The organism is Streptomyces sp. NPDC056231 (assembly GCF_048270745.1).
Classification (GTDB): domain Bacteria; phylum Actinomycetota; class Actinomycetes; order Streptomycetales; family Streptomycetaceae; genus Streptomyces.
On the sequence record NZ_JBLVKW010000097.1, the window covers coordinates 1 to 3,623 of the forward strand.

Annotated in this window: 3 protein-coding genes; 1 reads left to right on the forward strand and 2 read right to left on the reverse strand. The window is 71.3% G+C overall.

The features are described from left to right. Positions 1 to 167 precede the first annotated feature (167 nt). Together purH and purN are read right to left on the reverse strand one after the other, a co-directional pair. The gene (gene purH, locus ACNPQM_RS38695) at positions 168 to 1,721 is read right to left on the reverse strand and encodes a bifunctional phosphoribosylaminoimidazolecarboxamide formyltransferase/IMP cyclohydrolase (RefSeq protein WP_418087641.1); all 1,554 of its coding nucleotides are present in this window, start codon (positions 1,719 to 1,721) and stop codon (positions 168 to 170) included. After that, positions 1,708 to 2,364 carry a phosphoribosylglycinamide formyltransferase gene (purN, locus tag ACNPQM_RS38700; RefSeq protein WP_358863427.1) on the reverse strand — a complete coding sequence of 219 codons (657 nt, stop codon included), beginning with the start codon at positions 2,362 to 2,364 and terminating at the stop codon, positions 1,708 to 1,710. Before purN ends, purH begins: the two co-directional genes overlap by 14 nt. Positions 2,365 to 2,685: 321 nt before the next feature. Between purN and ACNPQM_RS38705 the strand changes: the two genes are divergently transcribed. After that, complete coding sequence (locus tag ACNPQM_RS38705; protein WP_418087642.1) at positions 2,686 to 3,531, forward strand: hypothetical protein; 846 nt, start codon at positions 2,686 to 2,688, stop codon at positions 3,529 to 3,531. Positions 3,532 to 3,623: the final 92 nt, after the last annotated feature.

Genomic DNA, 3,623 nt, shown 5'->3' on the forward strand with positions numbered 1-3,623 from the left:
GGCCGTAACCCGTGCGGGTTACGGCCTTCGGCCATTTCTGCGCCTCCTAACGGCGCCCCGGGGCGTACGCGCAGCCGGACGGTTCGGACCGTCGGTCTTAGCCGGGGCAGCGCAAAGGGCGCCGCCCGGAGACCTGCTCCGGGAGACGCCCTCGGCGTTCGGACCACTCAGTGGAAGAAGTGCCGGGTACCCGTGAAGTACATCGTCACGCCCGCCTTCCTCGCGGCCTCGACGACCAGCTCGTCACGGACCGAACCGCCGGGCTGGGCCACGGCCTTGATGCCGGCCGCGGTAAGGATCTCCAGGCCGTCCGGGAACGGGAAGAACGCGTCCGAGGCGGCGTACGCGCCGCGCGCCCGCTCCTCACCCGCCCGCTCGACGGCGAGCTTCGCGGAGTCGACGCGGTTGACCTGGCCCATGCCGACGCCGACCGAGGCGCCGCCCTTGGCGAGCAGGATCGCGTTGGACTTGACCGCGCGGCAGGCCTTCCACGCGAAGGCGAGCTCGGCGAGCTCGTCCTCGGAGAGTGCCTCACCGGTGGCGAGGGTCCAGTTGGCCGGGTTGTCGCCGTCGGCCTGGAGCCGGTCGGTGACCTGGAGCAGCGCGCCGCCGTCGATCGGCTTGAGCTCGACCGCGGAGCTCGGGGCGTCAGGGCAGCGCAGCACGCGGATGTTCTTCTTGCGGGCAAGCACCTCGACCGCGCCGTCCTCGTACGCCGGGGCGACGATGACCTCGGTGAAGATCTCCGCGACCTGCTCGGCCATGGCGACGGTCACCGGACGGTTGGTGGCGATGACCCCGCCGAACGCCGACAGCGGGTCGCAGGCGTGCGCGTTGCGGTGCGCCTCGGCGATGTCGTCGGCGATCGCGATGCCGCACGGGTTGGCGTGCTTGATGATCGCGACGCACGGCTCGGCGTGGTCGTACGCGGCACGGCGCGCGGCGTCCGTGTCCGTGTAGTTGTTGTACGACATCTCCTTGCCGTGCAGCTGCTCCGCCTCGGCCAGGCCGCCGGAGCCGGAGGTGTACAGGGCGGCGGGCTGGTGCGGGTTCTCGCCGTACCGCAGGACGTTGCTGCGCTCGTACGTCGTACCGAGGAAGTCGGGGAAGCCCGAGTCGTCGGCGGCGGCGTAGTCGTCCGCGAACCAGGAGGCGACGGCCACGTCGTACGCGGCGGTGTGCTGGAACGCCTCGGCGGCGAGCCGCTTGCGGGCAGCCAGGTCGAAGCCACCCGCCTTGACTGCGGCGAGGACGTCGGCGTACCGCTCGGGGCTGGTGACGACGGCCACGGACGGGTGGTTCTTGGCGGCGGCGCGGACCATCGACGGGCCGCCGATGTCGATCTGCTCCACGCACTCGTCGGCGGAGGCGCCGGAGGCGACGGTCTCCTTGAACGGGTACAGGTTGACGACGACGAGGTCGAAGGGCTCGACACCCAGCTCGGCGAGCTGCTCGCGGTGGGCGTCCAGGCGCAGGTCGGCGAGGATGCCGGCGTGGACGCGCGGGTGCAGCGTCTTCACGCGGCCGTCGAGGCACTCGGGGAAGCCGGTGAGCTCCTCGACCTTGGTGACCGGCACACCGGCAGCGGCGATCTTCCCGGCGGTCGAACCGGTGGAGACGAGCTCGACGCCCGCCTCGTGAAGACCGCGGGCGAGGTCTTCGAGCCCCGTCTTGTCGTAGACACTGACCAGGGCGCGACGGATGGGCTTATTCACCGACATGACCGAGATGAACCTTTCGTCCCTCAATGCGATAGCCGTTACGGGCGAGCCGCCCCACGACCTCGACGAGCAGCTTGCGCTCGACTTTCTTGATGCGTTCGTGGAGAGCGGCTTCGCCCTCCGGCGTGTCCTCTTCGGTCACCTCGACCACGCCCTGCGCGATGATCGGACCGGTGTCGACACCGTCGTCGACGAAGTGGACGGTGCACCCGGTGACCTTCGCGCCGTACGCGAGTGCGTCACGCACCCCGTGGGCACCGGGAAAGCTGGGGAGCAGGGCGGGGTGGGTGTTGACGAACCGGCCGCCGAACTCGGCGAGGAACCGCTTGCCCACGATCTTCATGAAACCCGCGGACACCACGAGGTCCGGGTGGTGCGCTGCGGTGGCCGCGGCGAGCGCCGCGTCCCACTCCTCGCGGGTGGCGTAGTCCTTGACCTTGCAGACGAAGATCGGCAGCCCCGCGCGCTCCGCCCGTTCCAGACCGACGATGTTGTCGCGGTCGGCTCCGACCGCGACGACCTGGGCACCGAAGCCCGCAGGGTCGTCATCGATCGCGTCGAGCAGGGCTTGGAGGTTCGTACCCGAGCCGGAGACCAGCACGACCAGGCGGGCCGGGGTGGCGGAGAGGGGCGGGGAGGCCACGGCTGGGCCCTTTCTCGCGTGGTGAAGCCTCGCGTGGTGAAACAGAGCGACGCTATTTGTACGGTCGTACGAAAGAATCGCCCCCCTCGACACGGGGAACCCTACGAAGGAGTCGACCGTCAGCAACGATACCGGCACATCGGGGGACCCCCACGGGACGGGGGTGAGGGGCCGGATCGAAGAGAGGAGAGGCCGGACGGAAGGCACGGGCCGCCGCAGCCGCGCTCCCCGCTTTCGGCCCCTGATGGCCGGGAGGTAGCGTCAGGGGACAGCGAACCGTCCGCAGGGCGGAAATGACGAGATGGGGAAGACGTTCACCACATGCCGGACCGACGCCGCCGCACCGCCTTCCGCCTCCCGCTGCCCGAGCGGTCCTCAGTGCTGCTGAGGGAACGCCGGCCCCCCACGGGCTCCTCCTCCCCGGACAAGGACGACAACCCGTTCGCCGCGCCGCCGGAGAACCGCCCCGACCAGCCGTGGCAGCCGCGCCACCCGTCGAACGGCGGGACCGGCGGAGAGGGCAACGGAAGCGGAAACGGCGACGGGGCACCCGGGGACGGCTCCTCCGGCGACCGCCCCGTCTGGGGCAGTCAGTGGAGCAGCCGGCAGCCGGGGCGCCAGAGCGGCGGCTTCGGCGGCCGTCCCGGCGGACCGAACGGCCCGGGCGGCCGGGGCGGACCCGAGAACAACCCCGGCGGACTGCGCTGGGACCCGACCGACCCCGCCCAGCGCCGGGCCCGCTACGCGCTGCTCTCCGGCATGTGGGCCTTCTTCTTCGCGATCTTCGATTTCCCGGAGATCGCCCTGCTGCTCGGCGCGCTGGCCGTGTACTGGTCGATCAGCTCACTGCGCGCCAAGCCCAGGAGCGCGGCAGCGGACGGCGCCGCCGGTGCTTCCGGTACGGGCTCCGCTCCGACGGGCGTCCCGGCCTCCGGACCCGGTGCACCGTATGCGCAGATCCAGGGCAGGCCGCAGACGACGGCAGCGGTCAGCGGGCTCGTCACGGCGCTGCTGGCGCTGTCGATCGTCGCGATGACGTTCACGGTGCAGCTGGTCTACCGCGACTACTACACCTGTGTGAACGACGCGCTCACCAAGTCCGGACAGCTGGCCTGCAACGATCTCCTGCCGAAGCCGCTGGAGCCGTTCTTCGGCGTCAAGAGCTAGCACTTTCCCCCGGCGCACCCGTCGGGCCCGCCGCCCGAGGGCGCGGGGGCCGCGGATACGGCGCCGAGAGGAGCGGGGCCCACTGGGGAAAC

Excerpts from the sequence above, each read along its gene's own strand:
- purH (WP_418087641.1), bottom strand. The coding sequence starts at position 1,721 with ATGTCGGTGAATAAGCCCATCCGTCGCGCCCTGGTCAGTGTCTACGAC.
- ACNPQM_RS38705 (WP_418087642.1), top strand. The coding sequence starts at position 2,686 with ATGCCGGACCGACGCCGCCGCACCGCCTTCCGCCTCCCGCTGCCCGAG.